This is a genomic window from Streptomyces sp. NBC_01214 (assembly GCF_026340975.1).
In the GTDB taxonomy this organism is placed as follows: Bacteria; Actinomycetota; Actinomycetes; order Streptomycetales; family Streptomycetaceae; genus Streptomyces.
In genome coordinates this window covers 3,151,859-3,172,235 of sequence record NZ_JAPEOS010000001.1, presented here as the reverse complement: position 1 = coordinate 3,172,235, position 20,377 = coordinate 3,151,859, and the positions used below count along the sequence as shown (strand labels likewise).

The window sequence follows — 20,377 nt, the reverse complement described above, 5'->3', positions numbered from 1 at the left end:
GATGTCCGTACTGATGGTGTCCGGGACGGGCACCGAGATCGGCAAGACGGTCGTCACGTCGGCGATCGCGGCCGCCGCGGTGGCCGCCGGCCGCTCGGTGGCGGTGCTCAAGCCCGCGCAGACGGGCGTCGGCCCGCTGGAGCCCGGGGACGCGGCGGAGGCGGTCCGGCTGGCCGGTCCCTCCGTCACGGCGGTGGAACTGGCCCGCTATCCGGAGCCCTTGGCCCCGGACACGGCGGCCCGTCGTTCGGGGCTGGCGACGCTGGCCCCGGCGCAGATCGCGGAGGCCGCGGAACGGCTGTCGCTGGACCACGACCTGGTCCTGGTGGAGGGTGCGGGCGGACTGCTCGTCCGGTTCGACGAGTCGGGGAACACCCTGGCCGACGCGGCCCGCCTGCTCGGCGCGCCGACGCTGATCGTCGCCCCGGCGGGTCTCGGCACGCTCAACTCCACCACCCTCACGGCAGAGGCCCTGCGGGCCCGGGAGCTGACCGCGCTGGGCGTGGTGGTCGGCAGCTGGTCGCAGAGCCCGGACCTCGCGGCGCGCTGCAACCTGGCGGACCTCCCGAAGTCCTCGGGCCTGCCGCTGCTGGGCGCGGTCCCGGAGGGCTCGGGGACCCTCGCCCCGGACCGTTTCCGCGCGTCGGCCCCTGCCTGGCTGGCCCCGCCCCTATCGGGCACCTGGTCGGCGGAGTCCTTCCTCTCCACCTGGGCCCCACCCCCCTTCACCCCGACCAGCGCTTGAGGCACGGCCGCCCTCACCCCAGCCCCGCCGGCGATTGAGGCGCGGGGCCCGGGGCGGAGCCCCGAATCCTCGAGGCACGGCCGCCCTCAACCAAGCCCCGCCGGCGATTGAGGCGCGGGGCCCGGGGCGGAGCCCCGAATCCTTGAGGCGCGGCCGCAGCCACCGGCCAGGCCCAGGCACAGGCGCCGCCACCGGCACCGGCGGCTAGCCGAGCGGCTTGACCCAGCGCGTCCACTGCTCCTGGGGCCGGTAACCCACCGCGTCCCACACCCGGTGCGCCCGCTCGTTGCGATCGAGCACCATCGCGTCCCCGCGCCGCCCGCCGAGCGCCACGAACCGCTCCTCGGCCGCGGCCAGCAGCGCGGCCCCGATGCCCTGCCGCCGGTGCCCGGGGTGCACGGCGAGCCGGTAGAGGTGACAGCGCCATCCGTCGAACCCGGCGATCACCGTGCCCACGAGTTCCCCGTCGCGACGCGCGAGCAGCAGCGCCTCGGGGTCGCGGTCGTGCAGCCGCTCGACCCCGGCGAGATCGTCGCTGATACTCGTTCCCTCCGCGGCGGCCTTCCAGAAGGCCAGGACCGCCCCCAGGTCGGCGGGCGACGCGGAGCCGATATGAAGATCAGTCATGGCCGAATCCCACCACCCGGCCGCGCTGCGCCAAAAGAATGATCCGTTCCCTTTGCTCTTCCTTTACCATGTGGTGAAAGGTCCCTCTTGAGTGAAAGGTGTGAGCGTCCGCCCATGGGCGAGCCTCCCAGTCCACGACACACGCGTTCGCGACATCGCGCGGTACCCCTCCTCCTGGCCGATCATGGGACGGAGGTGATCGACCGATGACCGAGGTGCTCCTGCTCATCGTGGCACTGCTGCTCTGCCTCGCCTGCGGAGTCTTCGTCGCGGCCGAGTTCTCGCTCACGACCGTCGAACGCGGCGAGCTCGAACAGGCCGTCGAGCGCGGCGAGCGCGGGGCCGACAGCGCCCTGGCCGCCGTCCGCACCCTGACGTTCCAGCTCTCCGGCGCCCAGCTCGGCATCACCGTCACCGGCCTGGTCATCGGCATGATCTCCAAGCCGTCGATCTCCGCCCTGCTCCAGGGCCCCTTCGAGGCCATGGGCCTGTCGGCCGGCGCCGCCTCCTCCACCGCCCTGGTCCTCGGCACCGCCATCTCGACCGTCGTCCTGATGGTCGTCGGCGAGCTGGTGCCCAAGAACTGGGCGATCTCCTCCCCGCTGGCGATCGCCAAGCGGGTGGCGACCACGCAGCGGGTCTTCAGTCGGGCCTTCAGGCCCCTGATCAGCCACCTCAACACCACCGCGAACCATCTGGTGCGCCGCTTCGGAATGGAGCCGGCCGAGGAACTGGCCTCCGCGCGCACCCCGCAGGAGCTGGTCGCCCTCGCGCGGCACTCGGCGAAGGCGGGCGCCCTGGAGAAGGACACGGCCGAGCTGTTCGTCCGGACCCTGAACCTCGCGGACCTGACCGCGGAGAACGTGATGACCCCGCGCGTGCAGGTGACCGCCCTCGACGTGCAGACCACCGCGGAGGACGTGGCCAATGCGACGCTGGCCACCGGCCTGTCCCGCTTCCCGGTCTACCGGGGCAGCCTCGACACGGTCGTCGGCATCGTCCACATCAAGGACGTCCTGGCCCTGCCGGCCGCGGAGCGCCGCCGCCGTCCCGTGTCGCAGCTGCTGCGCGAGCCCCTCCTCGTACCGGAGTCGCTGACCGTGGACCGACTGCTGGACCGGCTGTCCGGCAAGCAGACGATGGCCGTGGTCATCGACGAGTACGGCGGCACGGCCGGAGTGGCCACGCTGGAGGACATCGTCGAGGAGGTCGTCGGCGAGGTCCGCGACGAGCACGACCCGCACGAGACCCCGGACCTGGCCCCGGCCGGTACGGACGACTCCGGGCGCCTGCTCTACTCCGCCGACGGCGCGGCGCGCACCGACCAGCTCCGGCGGATCGGCCTGCACGTGCCGGACGGTCCGTACGAGACCCTGGCCGGCCTGATAGCGACCGTGCTCGGGCGGATTCCCGAGGTCGACGACCGCATGGAACTGAACGGTTGGCAGCTCGACGTGGTGGACGCCGGCGGGCGCCGGGCCGCGCGGGTGCTGCTGCACGCCCCGAGCGAGCCCACCACGGGAACGGAGGAGGCCCGATGACCGTCATCCAGCTGCTGGTCGGCCTGGCGACCCTGGTCGTCAACGCCTTCTTCGTCGGCGCGGAGTTCGCGCTGATCTCGGTCCGGCGCAGCCAGATCGAACCGTACGCGGAGCAGGGCGACCGGCGGGCCCGCGCCGTCCTGTGGGGGCTGGAGCACGTGTCGGCGCTGATGGCGGCGGCCCAGCTGGGCATCACGCTGTGCACCCTGGTGCTGGGCGTGGTGGCCGAGCCGGCCATCGCCCATCTGCTGACCCCGCTGTTCGACCTCGTCGGGGTACCGGCGGGCGTCTCCCACGCGATCTCCTTCGTGGTGGCGCTGACCCTGGCGACGTACCTGCACATGCTCTTCGGCGAGATGCTGCCGAAGAACGTGGCGCTGTCCGAGCCGGTGCGCACCGCCCTGCTGCTGGGGCCGCCGCTGGTGACCCTCACGCAGGTACTGCGACCGGTGATCTTCACGATCAACGCCTTCGCCAACGCCCTGCTGCGGCTGCTGCGCGTGGAGGTCAAGGACGAGGTCGCGGCGACCTTCTCCGACGACGAGCTGGCGCGGATGGTCAAGGACTCCAGTAACGCGGGGCTCATCGACGACCGGGCGAGCGAGCGCCTGCACGACGCGCTGGAACTGGGCCGGCGGCCCGTGACCGATGTGGTGCTGCCCGAGGACCAGGTGGTCCCGGCCCGGGAGGGCATCACTCCGGCCGGGCTGGAGCTGCTGTCGGCCGAGTCCGGGTACTCCCGGTTCCCGGTGGTCGACGCCCAGCACAAGATCCTGGGCTACCTGCACGTGAAGGACGCCCTGGACGCGGACGACGAGGAGCGGGACGAGCCCTTCCCGGTGACGGCGCTGCGGCCGATCGCCCAGGTACGGGCGGAGACCCCGCTGGACGACGTGCTCACGGCCATGCGGCGCAGCCGCACGCACCTGGCGGCGGTACTCGGGACGGACGGCGCCATGACGGGCCTGGTGACGATGGAGGACGTACTGCGGGAGCTCTTCGGCAGGCCCGCGTCCGCATGATCGTTCGAGGCGTGCGGTCCCCGGCCCTGCGGGGCCGGGGTACCGCGCGGTAACATCACTCCGCCATGGAGATGAATGCCTCTTACACCAGTTTCGTCGCGATCGGTGACTCCTTCACCGAGGGCATGTCCGACCTGCTTCCGGACGGTTCCTACCGCGGCTGGGCGGATCTGCTGGCCGCCCGCCTCGCCGCTCGGGAGCCGGGCTTCCGCTACGCGAACCTCGCGGTCCGCGGCAAGCTGATTGGCCAGATCGCCGAGGACCAGGTCCCGGCGGCGGCGGCGATGGGGGCCGACGTGGTGACCCTGGTGGGCGGGCTCAACGACGCCCTGCGCCCCAAGGTGGACATGGGCCGGGTCCGCGACCACCTGGAGTCGGCGGTGGAACTCCTCGCCCCCTCCTGCAAGCGCCTCGTCCTGATGCGCTCCCCGGGGCGCAACGGGCCGGTGATGGAACGCTTCCGGCCGCGCATGGAGGAGCTCTTCGCCACCATCGAGGAGCTCGCCGCCCGGCACGGCGCCGTGGTGGTCGACCTCTACGGGGCCGCCGCGCTCGCTGACCCCCGGATGTGGGACGTCGACCGGCTGCACCTGACCGCCGAGGGCCACCGCCGGGTGGCGGAGGCCGTCTGGCAGGCACTGGGCCTGCCCGCCGAACTGGACTGGCGCACCGAACTGCCCGCCGCCGCTCCCCCGGGCTGGACCGTACGCCGGGCCCAGGATCTGAGCTTCGCCCGGCAACACCTGCTCCCCTGGATTGGCCGCCGCCTGACGGGCCGCTCCTCCGGGGACGGCCGCCCGGCCAAGCGCCCCGAGCTGCTCCCGTACGGGGACGCGCCGCTCTCGTAGCAAGGCACAATCCCGAGTGGTGGCCCTACCTGCGTAAACACACAGCGGTGGCCCAAGTAGAATCCCTCCACGTGACTGCCAAGCCCCGCATCCCCAATGTCCTGGCCGGCCGCTACGCCTCCGCGGAGCTCGCCGTCCTGTGGTCCCCCGAGTACAAGGTGACGCTGGAGCGGCGGCTGTGGCTCGCCGTGCTGCGCGCCCAGAAGGACCTCGGTATCGAGGTCCCGGACGAGGCCCTCGCCGACTACGAGCGCGTCCTCGAGACCGTCGACCTCGCCTCCATCGCCGAGCGCGAGAAGGTCACCCGGCACGACGTGAAGGCCCGCATCGAGGAGTTCAACGCCCTCGCCGGTCACGAGCACGTCCACAAGGGCATGACCTCCCGCGACCTGACCGAGAACGTCGAGCAGCTGCAGATCCGGCTCTCGCTGGAGCTCGCCCGGGACCGCACGGTCGCCGTCCTCGCCCGCCTCGGCAAGCTGGCCGGCGAGCACGCCGAGCTGGTCATGGCCGGTCGCTCCCACAACGTGGCCGCGCAGGCCACCACCTTGGGCAAGCGCTTCGCGACCGCGGCCGACGAGCTGCTGGTGGCCTACGACCGCCTCGAGGACCTGCTGGGCCGCTACCCGCTGCGCGGCATCAAGGGCCCCGTCGGCACCGCCCAGGACATGCTCGACCTGCTGGGCGGCGACGCCGCCAAGCTGGCCGACCTGGAGCAGCGGATCGCCGCCCACCTCGGCTTCGCCCAGGCCTTCACCTCGGTCGGCCAGGTCTACCCGCGCTCGCTCGACTACGACGTGGTCACCGCGCTCGTGCAGCTGGCCGCCGCCCCCTCGTCGATCGCCAAGACCATCCGCCTGATGGCCGGCCACGAGCTGGTGACCGAGGGCTTCAAGCCCGGCCAGGTCGGTTCCTCCGCGATGCCGCACAAGATGAACACCCGCTCCTGCGAGCGCGTGAACGGCCTGATGGTCATCCTGCGCGGCTACGCCTCGATGACCGGCGAGCTGGCCGGTGACCAGTGGAACGAGGGCGACGTCTCCTGCTCCGTGGTCCGTCGCGTGGCCCTGCCGGACGCCTTCTTCGCCTTCGACGGCCTGCTGGAGACCTTCCTGACGGTCCTCGACGAGTTCGGTGCCTTCCCGGCGGTCGTCGCCCGCGAGCTGGACCGCTACCTGCCCTTCCTCGCGACCACCAAGGTCTTGATGGGCGCGGTGCGGGCCGGCGTGGGCCGCGAGGCCGCCCACGAGGTCATCAAGGAGCACGCGGTGGCCTCCGCGCTCGCCATGCGCGAGCAGGGCGCCGAGCGCAACGAGCTGCTGGACAAGCTGGCCGCCGACGAGCGGATGCCTCTGGACCGGGCCCAGCTCGACGCCCTGATGGCCGACAAGCTGTCGTTCACGGGCGCCGCGGGCGACCAGGTCGCAGCGGTGGTCTCCCGCATCGAGGCGATCGCCAAACAGCACCCGGAGGCCGCCGGGTACGCGCCGGGGTCGATCCTCTGACCCCCGATGAGCTGAGCGCCGCCCGCGACCGCGTCCTCCCGGACGTGGTCGCGGGCGGTCTGCGTGTGCTCTTCTGCGGAATCAACCCCGGACTCCTCTCCGCCGCGACGGGCCACCACTTCGCCCGCCCCGGCAACCGGTTCTGGCCCGTCCTGCACCTCTCGGGCTTCACCCCGCGCCGCTTGGCCCCCGCGGAGCAGGAAGAGCTGCTGACCTACCGTCTCGGCATCACCAACGTCGTGGCCCGGGCCACGGCCCGCGCCGACGAACTGAGCACGGAGGAGTTCCGCGAGGGGGGCCGCATCCTGACGGCCAAGGTGGAACTGCTGCGCCCGCAGTGGCTGGCGGTGGTGGGAGTGACCGCCTACCGCACGGCCTTCGATGACCGGACGGCACGGATCGGCCCGCAGGAGCTGACCATCGGCGCCACCCGCGTCTGGGCCCTGCCGAACCCGAGCGGTCTCAACGCCCACTGGACCGCCGAGTCCATGGCCCAGGAGTACGCGCGCCTCCGCACGGCCGCCGAGGCGGACGAGGCACCCCCTACGGCGGGTCGGTGACGGTGACCCCTGCCATCAGCTGGTACGGGTCCTCGCCGGCCCACTGCGCGACGTAGACCACCAGCCAGTGGGCGCCGACCCGCCACAGGTGCACGTGGTCGGTACTGCTGCCCAGCTCGTCCCACGGCTGCGGTATCTCCTCCCCGGCGAATCCGCGCTCCCTCAGCGTTCCCAGGCTGAAGACCTGCGGCTCCCCCCACCGGTCGGTCGCGGCCTGGGCGAGCGCCCCGTACTCGGCACCGATCTGGTCAGCTGCCTCGATCCGGCCCGAACCGTCGTCGTCCCAGAAACCCCGCGTCAGGGCGAGCTGGACCAGGTGGAATCCCGGACCGCTGCTGTTCCCCCCGGTCCGGACCGGCTCGGGCGGGAACTCCTGCTCCCGGAGCCGGTCGATCGTCTCGAGGTGCTCTGCCGTGGTCATACCGTCAGTATCCCGAGGCCCACTGACAACTGGCCCGTCATCACGCGTCCCGGCGGCGCACCGCCAACAAGCCCCCCAACACCGCGGTCAGCGCCCACAGCGCCAGGACTCCCAGTCCGGCCCACGGACCGAGGTCACCGTACTGCTGGCTGCGCATCATCGCCTGCCCGGCTCGGTCCGGCATGAACTGCCCCACCCCGTCCGCTGCCGCGCCCACGATGAAGGACACCATGACGACGAAGGGTATGAGGATGCCGAGGACGGCCACCCCGCTGCGCAGCACCGCCGTGAGCCCGGCTGCGAACAGCGTCATGAGCGTCAGGTAGAGACCGCAGCCGACAACGGCCCGCACGGTGCCGGGGTCGCCCAGTTCAAGGGCGTCCTGGCCCATGAACGATTGCCCGGCGACGAAGGTCAGCAGTCCCGCGAGCTGGCCGGCCACGAGGGCGAGCGCGCCCAGCATCGAGAGCTTCGACAAGTAGAAGCGGGTGCGGTGGGGCACAGCGGTGAGGCTGGTGCGCAGGGCTCCGTTGTGGAACTCGGCGGAGAAGGCGGTGGCCCCAAAGGTGATGGCCGCTATCTGGCCGAAGTTGAGCCCGTAGAAGGCCGCGAGGAGCGGGTCGTCCCCCATGCCGCCCTCCTCGGCCCGGCCCAGTGCCGCAGCCGCCAGCACCTGGACGCCCACGGTGAGGACGAGGACGGATATCAGCGACCAGAAGGTGCCCCGGAGAGACCTGATCTTGATCCATTCCGAGTGCAGTGCGGGGGTTCTGGGCAGTACGGCGCTCATGGCAAAGCCTCCTGAGGGGACGGGAGCGGATGGACGGTCAGTGTGCTGCGCTGAACTGCGCGTGCTCGGCAGTGAGGTCGAGGTAGGCCTGCTCCAGCGAGGCGCGCTCGTCGGACAGTTCCAACAGGGGAACCCCTTCACGGGCAGCCAGGGTGCCGAGCTGCTCGGCCCGTATGCCCTCGACGGTCCATCGCCCGTCGTCGGCGGCCACCAACTCGAAGTCGTCCCGGGCCAGCGCGGCCTGCAGCCGGACCGGGTCGGAGGTCCGCAGGCGCGCTCTCGGGGTGCTGCGGACGTCGATGAACGACTCCATCGAGGTGTCCGCGAGCAGCTTGCCCTTGCCGAGCACGACCAGGTGGTCGGCGAGCGCCGAGGTTTCCGACATCAGATGGCTGGAGACCAGGACGGCGCGTCCTTCGGCGGCGAGGGAGCGCATCAGCTCGCGGATCCAGATGATGCCCTCGGGGTCGAGGCCGTTCGTGGGCTCGTCCAGCAGGAGCACTCCGGGGTCGCCGATGAGTGCGGCGGCGATGCCGAGGCGCTGGCGCATGCCGAGCGAGAAGGACTTGATCCGCCGCTTCGCGACGGCGGCGATGCCGGTCTGTTCCAGGACCTCGTCCACCCGGCGCATCGGGATGCGGCCGGCGGCGGCGAGCAGTCGGAGGTGGTCGTGGGCGGTGCGCCCGCCGTGGGCCGCCTGGGCGTCGAGGAGGGCGCCGACCCGGTGCAGCGGGTCGGTCAGTTCCAGGTACCGACGGCCACCGATCGTGGCCGTGCCGGATGTGGCCCGGTCCAGCCCCAGGAGCAGACGCATCGTGGTGGACTTCCCCGCGCCGTTGGGGCCCAGGAAGCCGGTCACCCGCCCAGGCAGGACATCGAAGGTGAGGCCGTCCACCGCACGGTGGGTGCCGTATCGCTTGGTGAGTTCTCGGATCTCGATGCTGTTCATGGCTCAAGACTCGCCGGCGGCCCCACCACTCCCCTCCCCCGTGCGAGGGTGGCGTCTCCCCCACGTGGGGGAGACGGTCGCGAACAGGGCGCTGCCACCATGGAGTCATGAACCGACTGCTGCGCGCCCCGTTCCAACCAGTGACGTATTCACGCTGGTTGCACCTCTGCGTGCCGCTGCTGGTGCTGGCGGTATGGATGTTCATCATGCCCCGGTGGCCCTGGGTGCCGCTGCTGCTCGTCCTGCCGTTCGGGCTGGTGCCCTGGGTGCGACTGGCGGAAGGCCTTCAAGCACGGTTCCTGCTCACACCGGACGACCGCGACGCCTCCGACAGCGCCATAAGCCTCGCTCCGTCGGCCCACTGGGGGGACCGGTGGCGAACCGTGCTGTGGCTGGAGACGCGGATGGTCGTCGGGGTCGGTGCGTTCGGCGCCACGGTCTGGCTGTCGGCGATGGCCCTGGAGCTCGTCGCGATAGCGATCGGGCATCCCATGGGCCCGGATCACTTGCTGCCGTTCGTACCCGGACGCTGGGCCGCCGCACTGCTCGTGCCCGTGCCGCTGGTCGTACTCATCGTCATCGTGGTCCTACTCGGCGAGTTGATCACCACGGCGGCCACCCGCCTGCTCGGCCCGTCCGCCGCCGAACGACTGACGGCGCTGGAAGCACGCACGGAGCAGCTGCTGGAGCGCACCAGGATCGCGCGGGAACTGCACGACTCCATCGGGCACGCGCTCACCGTGGCCGTCGTGCAGGCGGGGGCGGCGCGCGCCGCGGGTGATCCCGCCTTCACCGATCGGGCGCTGTGCGCGATCGAGGAGACGGGCCGGGCCGCGCTGGAGGATCTGGAGCGGGTGCTGGGGGTGCTGCGGGAGTCGGGACGGCCGCCGTCGCAGTGGCCGACGCTGGCGGAAGCCGACCGGCTCCTGGAGTCGGCCCGGGCCTCCGGCTCCGTCGTGGACTCGCAACTGACGGGGCCGCTGGAGAAGTTGCCGGAGCCGGTCACCCGGGAGGGATACCGGATCCTGCAGGAGGCGCTGACCAACGTACTGCGCCATTGCGGCCCGGTGCCGGTGCGCATTCGGGTGGAGATGACCGCGGTCCGCCTGGACCTGGAGGTGACGAATCCGCTGCCGGAACACCCCGGGGTCACGGTCGGCGGCGGCAGCGGCCTGCGCGGGATCCGGGAGCGGGCCGCGCTGCTCGGCGGAGAGGCCGAAACCGGGCTGTACGAGGGCGGTTGGAGAGTGCGCGCCCGGCTGCCGCTGGAGCGAATACGCTGACCGGATGCCGGTTACCGTACTGCTCGTCGACGACGAACCCCTGGTGCGCGCGGGTCTGCGCGCCGTCCTGGAGGCCCAGCCCGACATCGAGGTGGTGGGTGAGGCGGCCGACGGGGCCTCCGTGATCCCGCTGGTCCGGCAGTTGCGGCCGGATGTGGTGGCGATGGACGTGCGGATGCCGCTCCTCGACGGGATCGAAGCCACCCGTGCGGTGCTGCGGACGGTGGACTCCCCTCCGAAGATCCTCGTGGTGACAACCTTCGAGAACGACGAGTACGTCTACCAGGCGCTGCGGGCGGGAGCGGATGGGTTCCTGCTGAAGCGGGCCCGCCCTTCGGAGATCGTGCACGCGGTACGGCTGGTGGCGGAGGGCGAGACGCTGCTCTTCCCGGCGGCCGTGCGGGCCCTGGCGGCGGAGTACGGGAACCGGCAGGCCCGGGCGACGCTGGAGCGGGCCGCCCTGACCGAGCGGGAGGAGGCGGTGCTGCGGCTGATGGCGCGGGGGCTCACCAACGTGGAGATCGCCGCCGAGTTGATCATCGGCACGGAGACGGTCAAGTCCCACGTCAGCGCGATCCTGGCGAAGCTGGGGGCGCGGGACCGGACCCAGGCGGTGATCACGGCGTACGAGTCGGGGTTCGTCTCCCCCGCATGAGGGAAGGTCTGGTTCCGGCCGATGGGGGGCTGCTTCTCGCCGACGCACCGGGTGGGCAGTACGATCCGGCTGACAAGCTCGCTACCTGGGAGGACACACGTTGGGGCAGCTGACCGGCGGGGACCCCTCTCTGCTCCGGCGGATCAATTCCGCCGTGGTGCTGCGCGCACTGCGGGCGGCCGGATCACCGACCCTCACCGACCTCACACGGCTGACGGGACTCTCCCGGCCGACCGTCGAAGGGGTCGTTGAGGGGTTGATCGCGACCGGGCTGGTCGTCGAGGCGGACGCGGAGGAGGGCGCGCGGCGGCAGGGCCGCCCGGCCAGGAGGTTCCGCTTCCGGACCGAGGCGGGACACCTGCTGGGCATCGAGATCGGCTCGCACCGGATCGCGGTGCTGCTGTCCGGGCTGGACGGCCGCGTCATCGGTGCCGGTACCAAGGAGGTCGCGGAGACGGCGTCCGCCGATGAGCGGCTGGAGCGGGTACGGGCGGCAGTCGCCGATCTGCTGCGCCGCGCCGGGGTGCCACGGGACTCGCTGCGGGCGGTGGGCGTCGGCAGCCCCGGGATCGTGGAGGCCGACGGCACGGTCCGCCTCGGCACCGCGCTGCCCGGCTGGACCGGGCTGCCGCTCGGGGAACGGCTGCGGCGCTCGTTCCGTTGCCCGGTCCAGGTGGAGAACGACGCCAACGCAGCAGCGGTCGCCGAGCACTGGAAGGGCGCCGCGCGGGACACCGGCGACATGGTGTTCGTGATGGCAGGGCTCAGCCCCGGCGCCGGCTCACTGATCGGCGGCAGGCTGCACCGGGGCTTCGGCGGGGCGGCCGGCGAGATCGGCGCCCTGCACCTGCTGGGCCGCGAGGTCACGCCCGAGCGGCTGTTGTCGACCACCGGTGAGCCGCTGCATCCGCTGGACGAGGCCGCCGTCGCCGAAGTCTTCGCGATGGCCAAGCGGGGCGACGAGCGGGCAGTGGCCGCCGTGGAGCGGTTCCTGCAACGGCTGGTGCACGACGTGGCGGCGCTGGTCCTGGCGATGGATCCGGAGCTGGTGGTCGTCGGCGGCTGGGCGGCCGGTCTGGACGGGGTCCTGGAGCCCCTCCGCCAGGAGCTGGAGCGCTACTGCCTGCGCCCGCCGAGGGTGGCCCAGTCCATGCTCGGCGAGGCCGCGGTGGCGACCGGCGCCCTCCGGCTCGCGCTGGACCACGTCGAGGAGGAGCTCTTCGCGGTGGAGAAGACGGTCACGGCCCGCCGCTGACCCCGCTTCGCACCCTCCCGTACGCGCAGCTACGGCCCGTCCCCGGCAACTGTTGCGGAGGACGGGCCGTAGCTGCGGGTACGGGCAGCAGGATCGGGGACCTGGTTCGGCCCGTGACGGTGGGTGTCAGGAGGCGACGCGCGGCTCGTCGGTGATCTCGACGTTGCCCGAGTCACCGAAGGTGAGGCGGCAGGTGTCCGCGCGGTAGGTGGCCACCGAGACCGCCGCCGTTCCCGCGGCGGTGAAGTAGCGCGTGGTGACGACGAGCACCGGGGCGCCGGGCAGGCGGTCCAGTTCCCTGGCGTCGTCGGCGCGGGCGGAGCCGAGCTCCACCGAGCGGTCCTGGCCGTCGAGCACCAGCCGCTGCAGTTCGCGCAGGACGGCGCGGGCACGGGCCGGTCCGGCCGGGGCCTCGATGGCAGGGAGTCCGGGCACCGACGCGGCGGGGACGTAGAGCAGTTCGGCGGCGACGGCCTGGCCGTGGGTGACCCGGGTCCGGCGCACCGTGTGCACCGGCTGGTCGGCGGCGAAGGCGCCACCGGTACCGAGGAGTTTCAGCACCGCGGCCGTCGGCAGGGTCTCGGCCGCGTCGAGCGGCTCCCAGCCGTCGGCGCTCTCGCCGGGCCAACTGTGCTGCGCGCTGCCCACGGCGACACCGACGCGCGGCGGGGCGACGGTGGTACCCACGCCACGGCGGCGCTGCAGCCGGCCTTCGAGTTCCAGCTGCTCCAGCGCCTGACGCAGGGTCGCGCGGGCGACACCGAAACGGGCCGCGAGCTCACGCTCGTTGGGGAGCACCTCGCCGACGGCGAAGTCCTGGTCGAGCGCCTCGCTGAGGACGGTCTTGAGGTGCCAGTACTTCGGCTCCGGTGCCGTTTCGAGCTGCGTGGTCCCCACCCTGACTCCTCCTGCCATCGCTGCTCTCGCCGTGTGTTCCAGCGGCAGTTCCGCGCCTTTGTTTATTAAAGGTTCCTGCACTATCCCTGCGACGATAGGACGACGCACCCCCTTGGTCAAGACCAATGCTCATACCTTTGCCGGGCAGAACGGGCATACGTATCAAGCCGTTCACGGGATGTTCTCGTAGGCACGGAAGGCTTGTAGTCAAGGTCTACCGGACGGTAATCATGGCGGTAGGCATTACTGACATCCTGTCTCGCACGCGTCCAACCGACGAGGAGCAGCATGACCGCCACGGTCTCCTTCACGATCGATTCGCCGCTCGGCCCCCGCCCCACCACCGTCGCCTACGAGCGCAAAGGCGCCGGCGAACCGCTTCTCCTGCTGCACGGCATCGGCCATCACCTCCAGGCCTGGCACCCGGTGATCGACATCCTGGCCGCCGAGCACGACGTGATCGCCGTCGACCTGCCCGGCTTCGGCGCCTCGGAGCCCCTGCCCAAGGGCGTTCCCTACTCCCTGGGGACCGTGGCTCCGGCCCTCGGGGCGCTCTGCACGGCCCTCGGCGTCGAGCGCCCGCACGTCGCGGGCAATTCGCTCGGCGGTCTGCTCGCCCTGGAAATGGGCCGGAGCAACCTCGTCCGCTCCGTCACCGCACTGTCCCCCGCCGGGTTCTGGACCGAGGCCGAGCGCCGCTACGCCTTCGCCACCCTCCTCGCGATGCGCGCCGGCGCCAAGGCGCTGCCCCTGCCCGCCGTACGACGGCTCGCGCGCACCGCCGCCGGCCGAGCCGCGCTCACCGGCACCATCTACGCCCGCCCGTCCCGCCGCCCGGTCGAGGCGGTCGTCGCCGAAACGCTCGCGCTGCGCGACGCCACCGGTTTCGAGGACACGTTGGCCGCGGGCGGCTCCGTACGGTTCACCGACGACGTGCCCGGCCTGCCGGTCACCATCGCCTGGGGCACGCGCGACCGGCTGCTGCTGCGCCGCCAGGGCATCCGCGCCAAGCACACCGTCCCCGGCGCCCGCCTGGTCCGGCTCCCGGGCTGCGGCCACGTCCCGATGAACGACGATCCGGCCCTCGTGTCCCGGGTGGTGCTCGACACGGCCCGCAGCGTGCGGCTCGTGGCCGCCTGAACAGCCGTGCCGGCCGCGCCGGCTCACGGCACATCCGAGCCGCCCGAACCGGCGGAACCGACCGAACACCTGAACAGATGAACGAATGAGCGGCTGACGGTTGTTCATCCACGGTTCGCGTGGGCGACGCGGCCGGGCCGGTGTGCGACGGCACGCTGGTCCGACCCGTCCTCGCCGCCCCCAGGAGACGTACCGATGGCATCGATCCCGCACACCCGACGGTCCCTCATCGGCGGTTCCCTCGCCCTGTCCTCCGCGCTGATCGCCGCCCCTGCGCTCGCCGCCCCCGCCTTCGCCCGCTCCGGCCGGCCGGGCGCGCTGTGGGGCGTCCAGTCCGGCGAGATCACCGCCCACTCGGCCACCGTGTGGACCCGTTCCGACCGCGTGGCGCGGATGTACATCGAAACCTCCCCGAGCGAGGCGTTCCGCTACGCCGTGCGCCGCCACCGCGGCCCGTTGCTCGGCCCGTCGAGCGACTTCACCGGAACCACCGTGCTGCGCGACCTGCCGCCCGGACAGCAGATCCACTACCGGGTCGTCCTGACCGACCCCGACGACCCCCGCCGCAGCTCCCCGCCGCTCCACGGCACCTTCCGCACCACCCCCGTCTCCCGCCGCCACGACGTGCGCTTCCTGTGGTCCGGTGACCTGGCGGGCCAGGGCTGGGGCATCAACCCCGACCTCGGCGGCTACCGCGTCTTCGAGGAAATGCGGCTGCGCAACCCCGACTTCTTCCTCTTCAGCGGGGACACGATCTACGCCGACGGGCCGATCAAGGCCACCGCCCCGCTGCGCGACGGCAGCCTCTGGCGCAACGTCACCACCGAGGAGAAGGCGAAGGTCGCCGAGACGCTCGCCGAGTTCCGCGGGAACTTCCGCTACAACCTGCTCGACCGCAACCTGCTCGACTTCAACGCCCAGGTCCCGGTCCTCGCCCAGTGGGACGACCACGAGGTGCGCAACAACTGGTACCCCGGCCAGCTCATCGACGACCCCCGCTACACCGTCAAGGAGGCCGACACCCTCGCCGCCCGCGCCCGCCAGGCCTTCGGGGAGTACTTCCCCGTCACCGACCTGCGCGGAGGCCGCGCCGAGGGCCGGATGTACCGGGTGATGCGGTACGGCCCGCTGCTCGACGTCTTCGTGCTCGACATGCGCACCTACCGCAACGCCAACTCCCCCGGCACCCAGGCCGAGGACCCCATCGGCATCCTCGGCCCCGAGCAGCTGGCCTGGATCAAGCGCGAACTGTCCCGCTCCCGCGCCACCTGGAAGGTCATCGCCGCCGACATGCCCCTGGGCATCGTCGTCCCCGACGGGGCCGCGAACTTCGAAGCCGTCGCCCAGGGGGACCCGGGCGCTCCGCTGGGCCGCGAGCTCCAGATCGCCGAACTCCTGCGGCACGTCAAGCACCAGCGCATCACGGGTACCGTCTGGGTCACGGCCGACGTCCACTACACCGCCGCGAACCACTACGCGCCCGAGCGGGCCGCCTTCACCGACTTCGCGCCGTTCTGGGAATTCGTGTCCGGCCCGATCGGCGCCGGCGGCTTCCCGGCCGGGCGGCTCGACGCCACCTTCGGCCCGGAGACGGCCTACGTGCAGTCGGCCCCCTTCGCCAACATGTCACCGTCCGAGAACCCTCCGTACTACGGCGAGGTCGACATCGACGGCGGCAGCGGGGAACTCACCGTCCGCCTGCGCCGCCAGGAAGGGGGCGTACTCTTCACCCGGACGCTCCAGCCCGGGCGCGTGGGGCAGTGACGCCCTGAAGTCACCGGAAGCCCCCGTGCCCCGCGGGGGTACCGCCCCTCCGGCCTTGCAATCCGGAAATGGCCCAGAAAACTGGGTGAAATCGGCCAGATGGACACTTAACCAGTCGGTCACAGATCGTTCGTGATCACGCAACACCCCTGCGCCACAGTGGTGCGCATGACTGACCGTAACCCCGCCTCCGCCCACCGTCCCCACCGTCACCACTGGCGCCGCGACGTCGTCGAACTCGCCGCGATGTTCTGCGCCGTCGCGGTTGCCGACGCCATCGCCAATCTCGTCGTGCACGGCCCGAGGGGCCCGGTCCTGCTCGTGGCCTCGGCCGTCGTACTCCTGGTGACGGCGGCCTTCCACACCTGGTGGGCACGGCGCCACAGCCATGCGCCCCCGCCGCGGAACACAGCCCCCGGCGATCCGGAGCCGCTCCCGCCGACGACCTCCGACGCGGCAGGGAGGGCGCCCGCGACCGCCGGCAGCAGCACCGCCCTCTGGCGGATGCGCACGACCGTACGGGACGAGCCGGGCTCCCTGGCCGCCCTCTGCACCGCCCTCGCCCGCAACGGCGTCGACATCCTGACCCTCCAGACGCACCCGCTCCCCGAAGGCGGCACGGTCGACGAGTTCCTGCTGCGCGCCCCGCAGGAACTGCCCTCCGCCGACCTCACCCGGGCGATCTCCCGGGCCGGCGGCCACAGCACCTGGATCGAGCGCGCCGACGCCCACGACCTGGTCGACACTCCGACGCGGGTCCTCGGCCTCGCCACCCGCACCGCCCTGGACGCCGCCGAACTGCCCCTCGCCCTGCGTCAGCTGCTCGGCCGCTGCACGATCCACTCGATCCCGGCGACCACCCTCTCCGGCCGCCCCAACGCCGGCGCGGACGCCCCCGTCGAGGGGGTCCTGGAGGCCACCGTCATGCGGCTGCGCGACCCCTCCGGCGGTGCGATCACCGTGGAGCGGCCCTACCTTCCCTTCACCCCGACCGAGTTCGCCCGGGCCCGCGCCCTCGTCGAGCTCGACGCCCGGCTCGGCCCCCGCGTCCCGCGCAGTCAGGACGTACTGACGCTGCCCGAGGGCAACGAGATCACCGTGCGCCGCGCCGACGACTCCGACCGGGCAGCCGCCCGGGCCATGCACGACCGCTGCTCCGAGCGCACGCTGTCGCTGCGCTACCACGGCCCCGTGGGCGACGCCGACCGCTACCTCGGCCACCTGCTGAGCCCCCGCTTCGGCCGCACCCTCGCCGCGACCACCGCCTCCGGCAAGCTCGTCGCCCTCGGCCACCTGCTGTGGGACGGCGACGAGACCGAGGTCGCCCTGCTCATCGAGGACGACTGGCAGCGCCGCGGCATCGGTTCCGAGCTGCTGCGCCGACTCCTCGCGATGGCCGTCGAGGCCGGGTGCGACAGCGTGTACGCCGTCACCCAGGCCTCCAACACCGGCATGGTCGCCGCCATGCGCGGCCTCGGCCTCCCCCTCGACTACCAGATCGAGGAGGGCACCCTGGTGATCACGGCCCGGCTGGACGCGACCCCGGTCAGCTCCCGGCTGCCCTACGAATTTCCCCGCGAGCTCCCGCAAGCGCTCCCGCACGAGCAGCCGGCCCCGCGGCGCCGCGCCTGACGATCCGTCCGGACCGGGACCCCGACCGGGGCCCGGATCCGGCGGAATCCGGCGGGATCCAGCGGGATCCGGCCAAGCTGCGAGCGTCCCGTCCCCGAAGGCCATGACCTCCGGAACGCGAAGTGGCCTGTCCAGCACGGTGGTTGAAGATTCTTCGCACGCACGGCCGACCCCGCTCCGGCCCGCGTCAGCAGTCCGGCGGCAATCGGTGATGACGGGAACCCGTCCCGCATACGAAGATGTCCGCATGTCAGAGACCCTCCACAACGGCAGTGCACCGCGGCTGCCCCGCCAGGTGGCCGACGCGTACGTCGACGACCTCATCGCCCTCGACCCGATCACGGGCACCTACCTCGGTGTCGCCGCGAGTTCGAGCAAGCTCCCGGACTACTCCCCGGCGGGCCGTGCGGCCGTAGCCGAGCTCATCCGCGAGACCCTCACCCGCCTCGACGGGGCCGAGTCGGAGCCCGGCGCCGACAGCGACGCCGAACGCCGCTGCGCCCGGCTGCTGCGCGAGCGCCTCACCGCCGAGCTCGCCGTACTGGAGGCCGACGAGGACCTGTGCGCGGTCAGCAACATCCACAGCCCCGCGCACTCCGTCCGTGAGATCTTCTCCCTGACCCCCGCCGACACCGACGAGGACTGGGCGGCGATCGCCGAGCGCCTGCGCGCCGTGCCGGCCGCCTTCGCCGGCTACCGCGAGAGCCTCGGACTCGGCCTGGAGCGCGGCCTGTATGGTGGCCCCCGCGCCACCACCACCATGATCGGCCAGCTCACGACCTGGGTCGGCCAGGACGGCTCCGCGGCGCCCTTCTTCGAGGGCTTCGTCTCCGCCGGTCCGGACTCCCTGCGCGCCGAACTGGACGCCGCGGCCGCCGGCGCGACCGCCGCCGTCGTCGAACTGCGCGACTGGATGCGCTCGGTGTACGCCCCGGCCGTCGAGGGCAAGCCCGACACCGTGGGCCGCGAGCGCTACGCCCGCTGGGCCCGCTTCTTCAACGGCACCGACCTGGACCTGGAAGAGGCGTACGCCTACGGCTGGTCCGAGTACCACCGGCTGCTCGCCGAGATGAAGTCCGAGGCGGCCAAGATCCTCCCGGGCGCCGGCCCCTGGGAGGCGCTGAAGCACCTGGACGAGCACGGCACCCACATCGAGGGCGTCGACGAGGTCCAGGCCTGGCTGCAGGGCCTGATGGACGAGGCCATGGAGAACCTCGACGGCACGCACTTCGAACTCGCCGAGCGCGTCCGCAAGGTGGAGTCCCGCATCGCCCCGCCGGGCGGTCCCGCGGCCCCGTACTACACGTCCCCCTCCGAGGACTTCTCCCGCCCGGGCCGCACCTGGCTGCCCACGATGGGCCTGACCCGCTTCCCCGTGTACGACCTGGTGTCCACCTGGTACCACGAGGGCGTGCCGGGCCACCACCTGCAGCTCGCGCAGTGGACGCACGTGGCGGACCAGCTCTCCCGCTACCAGGCCACCGTCGGCATGGTCAGCGCCAACGCCGAGGGCTGGGCGCTGTACGCAGAGCGGCTGATGGACGAACTGGGCTACCTCAAGGACGCCGAGCAGCGCCTGGGTTACCTGGACTGCCAGATGATGCGCGCGGCGCGGGTCATCGTGGACATCGGCATGCACGTGGGCCTGGAGATCCCGGCGGACTCGCCGTTCCACCCGGGCGAGCAGTGGACGGTGGACCTGGCTCAGGAGTTCTTCGGCCTGCACAGCGGCCGGCCGGCGGACTTCGTCGAGAGCGAGCTGACCCGCTACCTGTCGATGCCGGGACAGGCGATCGGCTACAAGCTGGGGGAGCGCGCCTGGCTCCAGGGCCGGGACAACGCGCGTGCCGCGCACGGCGGTTCCTTCGACCTGAAGGCCTGGCACATGGCGGCGCTGTCGCAGGGTTCGCTGGGGCTGGACGATCTGGTGGACGAGCTGTCGAAGCTCTGACGCCCCGGCCGCCCGGCGGCGAAGGACGGACGGGCCGCTCATTCCCGGGGGGATGAGCGGCCCGTTCTCATGGGCCCGGACAGGCCCACGGCCCGTACGTCCTGGCGCCCTACCGGCCCTCGGCGCGGGTACGGGCCCTCGGCGCGGGTACGGGCCCTCGGCGCGGTACGGGTCCTCGGCCGTACGGGTCCTCGGCGCTGCACAGACCCTCGGGCCTTGGGCACGCACCTCAGCAGCCGCAGTCGTCCGAGTCGGTCGGCGCGGTCAGCGGGTCGGCCTCGGCGCGCTGCTGGCTGCCCTGCCAGGTCTCGACCTCGAAGCCCTCCCGGATCCAGTACTCGATGCCGCCGAGCATCTCCTTGACCTGGAAGCCGAGTTCGGCCAGGGCGAGGGCGGAGCGGGTGCCTCCGTTGCAGCCGGGACCCCAGCAGTACGTCACCACGGGGACGTTCTTGTCCAGGAGCCGCTCGGCCTGCTCGGGGATGAGGGCGGTGGGCAGGTGGACGGCACCGGGCACGTGCGCCTGGTCCCAGGACGGGGTGGAACGGGAGTCGACGAGCTGGAAGCCGAGCTCCGCGCCCTGCTCGCGGTGGGCCTTGAAGGCGGCGGCGACGTCCGACACGTCCGCGTGGAAGGCCAGGCTCGCGGCGAAGTACGCGGCGGCCGCGGCCGGGGTGGCCGGAGGCACCCGGAGCACGGGGTTGGTGGTGGCGGGGGCGGCGGAGCCCGCCTGGTTCGGGTGCGTCTGCGTCGTCGTCATGGCAAGAAATCTACGATCTGTTGATCATCACT

General features: G+C 72.3%; 19 protein-coding genes. 13 read left to right on the top strand and 6 right to left on the bottom strand.

The features are described from left to right. Nucleotide 1: 1 nt before the first annotated feature. Nucleotides 2–745 carry a dethiobiotin synthase gene (gene bioD, locus OG594_RS15170; RefSeq protein ID WP_266599070.1) on the top strand — a complete coding sequence of 248 codons (744 nt, stop codon included), beginning with the start codon at nucleotides 2–4 and terminating at the stop codon, nucleotides 743–745. Nucleotides 746–949: 204 nt separating this feature from the next. Here bioD and OG594_RS15165 read toward each other — a convergent pair whose 3' ends face one another. Next, complete coding sequence (locus tag OG594_RS15165) at nucleotides 950–1,372, bottom strand: GNAT family N-acetyltransferase (protein WP_266599068.1); 423 nt, start codon at nucleotides 1,370–1,372, stop codon at nucleotides 950–952. 206 nt (nucleotides 1,373–1,578) lie between these two features. Here OG594_RS15165 and OG594_RS15160 point away from each other — a divergent pair, with 206 nt between their 5' ends. The 5 genes from OG594_RS15160 (at nucleotide 1,579) to mug (ending at nucleotide 6,848) form a co-directional block, all read left to right on the top strand. Then, nucleotides 1,579–2,913, top strand: a complete 1,335-nt coding sequence (locus OG594_RS15160; RefSeq protein WP_266599066.1) for a hemolysin family protein — start codon at nucleotides 1,579–1,581, stop codon at nucleotides 2,911–2,913. Next, nucleotides 2,910–3,935 carry a hemolysin family protein gene (locus OG594_RS15155; protein ID WP_266599064.1) on the top strand — a complete coding sequence of 342 codons (1,026 nt, stop codon included), beginning with the start codon at nucleotides 2,910–2,912 and terminating at the stop codon, nucleotides 3,933–3,935. Before OG594_RS15160 ends, OG594_RS15155 begins: the two co-directional genes overlap by 4 nt. A 65-nt stretch (nucleotides 3,936–4,000) precedes the next feature. After that, complete coding sequence (locus OG594_RS15150) at nucleotides 4,001–4,783, top strand: SGNH/GDSL hydrolase family protein (protein ID WP_266599062.1); 783 nt, start codon at nucleotides 4,001–4,003, stop codon at nucleotides 4,781–4,783. A 71-nt stretch (nucleotides 4,784–4,854) separates the two neighbouring features. After that, complete coding sequence (gene purB / locus OG594_RS15145) at nucleotides 4,855–6,288, top strand: adenylosuccinate lyase (RefSeq protein WP_266599060.1); 1,434 nt, start codon at nucleotides 4,855–4,857, stop codon at nucleotides 6,286–6,288. Further along, nucleotides 6,285–6,848: a G/U mismatch-specific DNA glycosylase gene (gene mug / locus OG594_RS15140; RefSeq protein WP_266602920.1), complete on the top strand. Its 564-nt coding sequence runs from the start codon at nucleotides 6,285–6,287 to the stop codon at nucleotides 6,846–6,848. Before purB ends, mug begins: the two co-directional genes overlap by 4 nt. Here mug and OG594_RS15135 read toward each other — a convergent pair. The 3 genes from OG594_RS15135 to OG594_RS15125 are packed head-to-tail and all read right to left on the bottom strand — an operon-like array spanning nucleotide 6,832 to nucleotide 9,008. Continuing rightward, the gene (locus OG594_RS15135) at nucleotides 6,832–7,269 is read right to left on the bottom strand and encodes a hypothetical protein (RefSeq protein ID WP_266599058.1); all 438 of its coding nucleotides are present in this window, start codon (nucleotides 7,267–7,269) and stop codon (nucleotides 6,832–6,834) included. The genes mug and OG594_RS15135 overlap by 17 nt on opposite strands. Nucleotides 7,270–7,309: 40 nt before the next feature. Then, complete coding sequence (locus OG594_RS15130; RefSeq protein ID WP_266599056.1) at nucleotides 7,310–8,059, bottom strand: ABC transporter permease; 750 nt, start codon at nucleotides 8,057–8,059, stop codon at nucleotides 7,310–7,312. A 37-nt stretch (nucleotides 8,060–8,096) separates the two neighbouring features. Then, nucleotides 8,097–9,008 (bottom strand): ATP-binding cassette domain-containing protein, encoded by a 912-nt coding sequence (locus tag OG594_RS15125; protein WP_266599054.1) that lies wholly within the window; start codon nucleotides 9,006–9,008, stop codon nucleotides 8,097–8,099. Nucleotides 9,009–9,115: 107 nt separating this feature from the next. Here OG594_RS15125 and OG594_RS15120 point away from each other — a divergent pair, with 107 nt between their 5' ends. The 3 genes from OG594_RS15120 to OG594_RS15110 all read left to right on the top strand — a co-directional run bounded on the left by OG594_RS15120 (nucleotide 9,116) and on the right by OG594_RS15110 (nucleotide 12,201). After that, entirely contained in the window at nucleotides 9,116–10,291 is a 1,176-nt protein-coding gene (locus tag OG594_RS15120; RefSeq protein WP_266599052.1) for a sensor histidine kinase, read from the top strand. A gap of 4 nt (nucleotides 10,292–10,295) precedes the next feature. Beyond that, entirely contained in the window at nucleotides 10,296–10,946 is a 651-nt protein-coding gene (locus OG594_RS15115) for a response regulator transcription factor (RefSeq protein ID WP_266599050.1), read from the top strand. A gap of 100 nt (nucleotides 10,947–11,046) precedes the next feature. After that, nucleotides 11,047–12,201 (top strand): ROK family transcriptional regulator, encoded by a 1,155-nt coding sequence (locus tag OG594_RS15110; protein WP_266599048.1) that lies wholly within the window; start codon nucleotides 11,047–11,049, stop codon nucleotides 12,199–12,201. 126 nt (nucleotides 12,202–12,327) lie between these two features. Here OG594_RS15110 and OG594_RS15105 read toward each other — a convergent pair whose 3' ends face one another. Continuing rightward, nucleotides 12,328–13,098 carry a GntR family transcriptional regulator gene (locus tag OG594_RS15105; RefSeq protein WP_266599046.1) on the bottom strand — a complete coding sequence of 257 codons (771 nt, stop codon included), beginning with the start codon at nucleotides 13,096–13,098 and terminating at the stop codon, nucleotides 12,328–12,330. A 288-nt stretch (nucleotides 13,099–13,386) separates the two neighbouring features. Here OG594_RS15105 and OG594_RS15100 point away from each other — a divergent pair, with 288 nt between their 5' ends. The 4 genes from OG594_RS15100 to OG594_RS15085 all read left to right on the top strand — a co-directional run bounded on the left by OG594_RS15100 (nucleotide 13,387) and on the right by OG594_RS15085 (nucleotide 19,585). Continuing rightward, nucleotides 13,387–14,238 (top strand): alpha/beta fold hydrolase, encoded by an 852-nt coding sequence (locus OG594_RS15100; protein WP_266599044.1) that lies wholly within the window; start codon nucleotides 13,387–13,389, stop codon nucleotides 14,236–14,238. Between the two features lie 195 nt (nucleotides 14,239–14,433). After that, nucleotides 14,434–16,002 carry an alkaline phosphatase gene (locus OG594_RS15095; RefSeq protein WP_266599042.1) on the top strand — a complete coding sequence of 523 codons (1,569 nt, stop codon included), beginning with the start codon at nucleotides 14,434–14,436 and terminating at the stop codon, nucleotides 16,000–16,002. Between the two features lie 168 nt (nucleotides 16,003–16,170). Continuing rightward, on the top strand, nucleotides 16,171–17,634 hold the full coding sequence (locus OG594_RS15090) for a GNAT family N-acetyltransferase (protein WP_266599040.1): 1,464 nt from the start codon (nucleotides 16,171–16,173) through the stop codon (nucleotides 17,632–17,634). A 247-nt stretch (nucleotides 17,635–17,881) separates the two neighbouring features. Further along, complete coding sequence (locus OG594_RS15085) at nucleotides 17,882–19,585, top strand: DUF885 domain-containing protein (RefSeq protein WP_266599038.1); 1,704 nt, start codon at nucleotides 17,882–17,884, stop codon at nucleotides 19,583–19,585. Between the two features lie 229 nt (nucleotides 19,586–19,814). Here OG594_RS15085 and OG594_RS15080 read toward each other — a convergent pair whose 3' ends face one another. Next, nucleotides 19,815–20,345: a rhodanese-like domain-containing protein gene (locus OG594_RS15080; RefSeq protein ID WP_266599036.1), complete on the bottom strand. Its 531-nt coding sequence runs from the start codon at nucleotides 20,343–20,345 to the stop codon at nucleotides 19,815–19,817. Nucleotides 20,346–20,377 lie beyond the last annotated feature (32 nt).